This is a genomic window from Pseudoxanthomonas gei, assembly GCF_010119615.1.
Classification (GTDB): Bacteria; Pseudomonadota; Gammaproteobacteria; order Xanthomonadales; family Xanthomonadaceae; genus Pseudoxanthomonas_A; species Pseudoxanthomonas_A gei.
In genome coordinates this window covers 1-563 of sequence record NZ_QOVG01000033.1, presented here as the reverse complement: position 1 = coordinate 563, position 563 = coordinate 1, and the positions used below count along the sequence as shown (strand labels likewise).

The 563-nt window shown below is 50.4% G+C and carries 1 protein-coding gene; it reads left to right on the top strand.

The genetic code is table 11. The annotated features are described in order from the left end of the window. On the top strand, positions 1–563 hold a 563-nt coding region (locus DT603_RS15840), incomplete at both ends, for a TonB-dependent receptor domain-containing protein (protein WP_162350955.1).

Sequence of the window (563 nt, the reverse complement as noted above, 5' to 3'; positions counted from 1 at the left end):
GGTTAACGACCTGAAACTACGAGCCAGCTTTGGTGCCAATGGTAACCAGGAGATTGGCGCCTACGACCGATTCAGTACGTATGGTTCAGGGTATAATTATGCCGATGGCACTGGCATTGCGGGTGGTATTGCACCAAACCGAATTGGAAATGCGCTGCTAAGCTGGGAAACAACGTACCAGTACAACGCTGGCGTTGATCTTGGTCTTTTCAAAGATCGGCTGACCGTTAACGTGGATGCCTATCTGAAACAGACGAAAAACCTGCTGACAAACGTACCACTTACGTACAACGAGGGTGCCCTGGACCCACAGACGACACAAAACATCGGTACGGTTCAGAACAAAGGATTTGAAATTGGTATCAACTCCACCAATATTCAGAGCGAAAGCAACGGCTTCACCTGGTCCAGCAACCTGAACTTTTCACTGAACCGCAACAAAGTGATCGACATCGGTACGCTACGTGACGACCAGGGCCAGGAGGTCGATCGGACCATTATCGGTACGTACACCATCACGCAAAAAGGCGCTCCGCTGGGCGCTTTCTATGGCTACGTTGTAC